The organism is Rhodococcus sp. P4_B6, from assembly GCF_056402215.1.
The window spans coordinates 1-4,195 of record NZ_JBFUHV010000337.1 but is presented as its reverse complement, the minus strand read 5'-3'; the positions used below and the strand labels follow the sequence as shown (position 1 = coordinate 4,195).

The 4,195-nt window shown below is 66.5% G+C and carries 5 protein-coding genes; all 5 read left to right on the top strand.

The window, feature by feature from the left end; translation table 11 throughout:
• The first annotated feature begins 58 nt into the window (after positions 1 to 58).
• Complete coding sequence (locus AC1DWT_RS49890) at positions 59 to 1,081, top strand: AraC family transcriptional regulator (RefSeq protein WP_477926133.1); 1,023 nt, start codon at positions 59 to 61, stop codon at positions 1,079 to 1,081.
• 285 nt (positions 1,082 to 1,366) lie between these two features.
• On the top strand, positions 1,367 to 1,939 hold the full coding sequence (locus tag AC1DWT_RS49885; RefSeq protein ID WP_206015508.1) for a VOC family protein: 573 nt from the start codon (positions 1,367 to 1,369) through the stop codon (positions 1,937 to 1,939).
• 36 nt (positions 1,940 to 1,975) lie between these two features.
• Positions 1,976 to 2,545, top strand: a complete 570-nt coding sequence (locus AC1DWT_RS49880) for a flavin reductase family protein (RefSeq protein WP_206015507.1) — start codon at positions 1,976 to 1,978, stop codon at positions 2,543 to 2,545.
• 63 nt (positions 2,546 to 2,608) lie between these two features.
• Positions 2,609 to 3,814, top strand: coding sequence for an acyl-CoA dehydrogenase family protein (locus AC1DWT_RS49875; protein ID WP_206015506.1), 1,206 nt, complete (start codon positions 2,609 to 2,611; stop codon positions 3,812 to 3,814).
• Between the two features lie 71 nt (positions 3,815 to 3,885).
• The coding region (locus AC1DWT_RS49870) for an alpha/beta fold hydrolase (RefSeq protein ID WP_477926132.1) at positions 3,886 to 4,195 on the top strand (310 nt) is incomplete at its 3' end.

Genomic DNA, 4,195 nt, shown 5'->3' with positions numbered 1-4,195 from the left:
CCGTCACAACCGGGCCTCGTATCATGGGACCGAGAACACCAGAAAGCAAGGATCAACCATGGTTGATGTGCCGGCGTCAGCATTCACCGACGAGACCGCTCGGTCTCGGCGCGGGATCTTCTGCGCCACCGRTGACTTCGACGTCTATCGGGCCAACATCAACGAGGCCTTTTACCCGGCGCGGCTCGAGATCGTCGGTGGGACTCAGCAGCTGTCGGATGCGCGGATGCTGGCGGTACGCCTGACCCATATGACCGTCGGCATCGTCCGATTCGGCGCCGATGTCCTGATCGACCCGGGCGCCGTCGGCGGCTATCACATCGACCTACCGCTCACGGGTTCGCTGGAAACCAGCTGCGGCCCGCAGAATGTGGTGGCGACCCCGCAGCGGGCGGCGGTGTACACCCCCGGCGAGCACACCTTCCTGTCGCGATGGGCCGCCGACAACACCCAGGTCAGCATCAAGATCGATCGGGCCGCGCTCGAACAGGAACTCGGTCGGATCCTCGGCAGACCGGTGAACGGGCGAGTGCGCTTCGACATCGGTTTCGACCTGACCACCACCGCCGGCCGGCGGTGGGCGTCGACGCTGCAGATCCTGCTCGACACGATCGCCGACCCCGGGCCGATTCCTGATCCTGCCCTGATCGCGCAGATCGGCCACCTGGAACGTGCCCTGATCAGCGGGTTGCTGGCCAATCAGGGGCACTCGATGAGCGAAGCGATCCTCAGGAGCGGCGAGGACTCCGACAATCCGGCAGCGGTGCGCAAAGTCCTCGACCTACTTCAGGCGGCACCGGGGGCCCAGCACACTGTCCCCGATCTCGCCGAGGCCGCCGGGGTCGGCGTGCGACAACTGCAAAAACTGTTCCTCGATCGGTTCGAGATGAGCCCGTCGGAGTATGTGCGCAATCTGCGCCTCGACGGGGTGCGGGCAGATCTGCTCGAACGCGACCCCGACTGCACGGTGAGTGAGGTCGCGTTCCGGTGGGGGTTCAACCACCTCGGCCGGTTCGCGCAGTATTACGAGCAGAAATTCGGCGAAACTCCTTCGCGGACACTCGGCACCCGCCAGAGCTGACGACGGCGCCGTTGCCCTGTCAGCGACGCTCTCTGCGCCGGTTCGCCTACTGGACGAACAGTAGCGCAAACCGGATATTCAGACCCCTGCGCCGGCTCTAACGTGAATCTCAACCGGAAGTGAGCTAGGTAACAGGAAACGAAGAGGCCGTCTCAGGTCACCGATCGCCCCGAAGGGGTCCCGGCCCTGGGATGCACGCGCGAACCCGTTGCCGGACAAGCTCACCCGTCTCACCAACGTAGCCAGCGGTGCTTTGCGCACCCCTCCACAGGAGAGTGAACCGTCATGTCGGCAACCCCGAAATTCGCGCACGTTGTCTTCCAGACCGCCCAGCCCACCGAAATGCGGGACTTCTACTGCGCCGTCCTCGACGGTCACGTCGTCTACCAGGACAAGGCATTGTGCTTCATCACCTTCGACGAGGAGCACCACCGCGTCGCCCTGCTGACCCCGCCGATGCCCCTCGAACGCAAGAGCCCGATCACCGCGGCCGCACATCACGTCGCCTACACCTTCGACCACCTCGACGACCTCCTCGACCGATACGAGCTGCTCCGCGGCAAAGGGGTTCTGCCCGCCGTCTCCATCGCACACGGGGTGACCACCTCGCTGTACTACCAGGACCCGGACGACAACTTCGTCGAGATGCAGATCGACAACTTCGCCGAACCCGAGCAGGCCACCGAGTACATGCACGGTCCCGAATACGCCGGCGACTCCGTCGGGCCCGCGTTCGACCCCGAGGCGATGCTGGTTTCCCGCCGCAGCGGTGCATCCGTCGACGAGCTCACCAACCGCGCCTGGGCGCTGAAGGCCGATCTGCCCGACCCGATGACCGTCCTCGTCGGCGCCCACTGACCTGACCCACCCACCCACGACCCGGGGAGGCCCATCATGACCACCACCTCCGACATCGCGCCCACCACCGAGTCCGGCATCGATCCGAAGCGTTTCCGGGATCTGATGGCCCGGGTCTGCGCACCGGTGACGATCGTGACCACCACCGACGGCGACGGCCCGCACGGGGCGACGGCGAGCTCGTTCGCGGCCCTGTCCCAGGATCCGCCGCTGATCACCGTGGCCTTCGACCGCCGGTCGGCACTGCTGGCCAGGATCGTGGCCGCGGGCCGGTTCGGGGTCAACCTGCTCCACCACGGGCAAGAGGACCTCGCGATGCGTTTCGCCAGCCGTGGAACCGGCGGCGAACGATTCACCGGAACCTCCTGGCACACCGACACCCGACTTCCCCGCCTCGACGATGCCGCCGGCTGGGTGACCTGCGAGCTGTGCGACACCGTCGAGGGCGGCGACCACCTGCTCCTGATCGGTCTGGTCACCAAGGCCTGCAACGTCGAACGGCCGCCACTGGTCTACGCCAACCGCACCTTCGGCACCCACTCCCGGTTCACCGAACGTCCCCGCCGACCGATCATCGACCACATCACCGCCTGCACCCCGGACTGACGCCCCCGTTCGGTCCGGTCAGGCCGCCCTCCCCCCGTCCGAAGAACTTCGAAGGAATTCCCGATGACTACCGTCACCGATACCCCGCACACCACCGTCCCCAGTGCCGACGAGATCGTCGGCCGCGTCCGCGATCTGCAACCGCTGTTGGCGAAGAACTCCGCCCAAGGGGAAGCGGACCGCCGCGTCGTCGAGGAGTCGATCACCGCCCTCACCGACGCCGGCGCCTTCAAGATCGCCCAGCCCCGCCGCTACGGCGGCTACGAGACCTCGATGCGCATCATGCTCGACGTGTCCGCGGCAGTAGGCGAGGCCGACGGCGGCACCGCCTGGGTGGTCACCCTCTGCAACGTCTGCGCCTGGCTGACCGGCCTGTTCCCCGAAGAGGCACAGGACGACGTCTGGGCCGACACGCCTGATGCGAAGGTGTCCGGAGTGCTCTCCCCGACCTCGGAGGCAGTCAAGGTTGATGGCGGCTTCAAGGTGACCGGCCGCTGGTACTACAACTCCGGCTCCTGGCACGCGAGCTGGGCGGTCCTGGGCATCCCGATCACCAACGCGGACGGCGAGGTGATCGACCAGGGACTCGCGCTGATCCCCCGCACGGATCTCGGTTTCGAGGAAACCTGGTTCGTCGCCGGCATGAAATCCTCCGGGTCGAACTGCCTGATCGCCACCGACGTATTCGTCCCCGAGCACCGCATCCTGCCCGTCCCCGCCGCGATCGGCGGCGACTACGCCACCGAGCACACCGACGAGATCCTGTACCGGTCGGCGTTCGTTCCGCTGCTCTCGCTCGTGCTTGCCGGCCCGCAGCTCGGCATGGGACGCAAGGCCCTCGAACTGGTCACCGCCAAAGCCGACACGAAGGCCATTTCCTACACCTTCTACACCGCCCAGTCCGACTCGGTGGCCTTCCAGCTCCAGATCGCCGAGGCCGCGATGCTCATCGACACCGCCCACCTGCACGCCTACCGGGCCGCCGACGACATCGACACCGCCGCGGCGAGCGGCGTCTACCCCGACGTGATCGCCCGTACCCGTGTCCGCGCCGACACCGGCTGGGTCCTCGACCACATCACCAAGGCCATCAACATCCTCGTCTCCGCACACGGCGCCGGCAGCTTCGGGGAAAACAACCCGCTGCAACGCATCTGGCGTGACTCGAATGTCGCTGCACGCCATGCGGTCACCTTGCCGGCAGTCAACTACGAGGTCTACGGCAAGGCCCTCCTCGGCCGCGACGACCAGATCACTCCTCTCATCTGACCATCCAACCCGCGGGTGAGGCGGCCGACGGCGCTCACACGCATCCGCCTCACTCGAACGGAGACGACCTCATGCGTACACTCAGCACTGTGGTACAGAGCCACCGCCTTGCGGCGCACCTGTATCCCTCGGAGCACCGGAACCCGCAAGTGCCGCTGCTCGTTGCCCTGCACGGTGGTCTCTACACCGGGCGGTACTTCGATGTGCCGGGCTCGGCTGCCGGATCGTTCGCGGAAATCGCCAACCGCAATGGATTCGACCTGATCACCATCGACCGCCCCGGATACGGCGACAGTGACCCTCTTCTCGCGGAAGAGAACACGTTCGCCCGGCAAGCCGAACTACTCGACAACGGCATCGAAGAACTACTCGCCTCGGACG